Origin of the sequence: Mesorhizobium sp. M7A.F.Ca.US.014.04.1.1 (assembly GCF_003998745.1) — a bacterium.
Classification (GTDB): Bacteria; Pseudomonadota; Alphaproteobacteria; order Rhizobiales; family Rhizobiaceae; genus Mesorhizobium; species Mesorhizobium ciceri.
The window spans coordinates 1-352 of sequence record NZ_RZRW01001505.1; the positions used below are offsets into that span (position 1 = coordinate 1).

The 352-nt window shown below is 55.7% G+C and carries 1 pseudogene; it reads left to right on the forward strand.

The features are described 5' to 3' along the window. Window positions 1-135 precede the first annotated feature (135 nt). Window positions 136-352 (forward strand): annotated as a pseudogene (locus EOA22_RS39470) (4-hydroxythreonine-4-phosphate dehydrogenase PdxA); the annotation flags it as partial.

Here is a 352-nt window from a genome sequence, read left to right on the forward strand (position 1 = left end):
CCTCCCTCGGAGGGGTTGAAAAACATGCCGATTTTCACCGCACCGTTGATTACGAATGACCGCCAAAGAAAACTATTGCGCATTGATGGTTATAAGGATTAGAAGATGATCACAATTGACCGATTAGAGGCGTTCATGTCTGGTCCAAGACTCGGCATCACAATGGGTGATCCTGCGGGCATCGGCCCCGAGATCATCGCAAAGGCATGCGCACGGCTGAAACCGCGTCTTGCCGACGGATCGTTGTCCCTTCTCATCATCGGCAGCGTCGCCGCCATGCGTGCAATGGAGTCGATTTCCGGGCGCATGGAGGAGGAACAACCGCCAGCTTCGGCCGCGGGGGTTTTTCCGC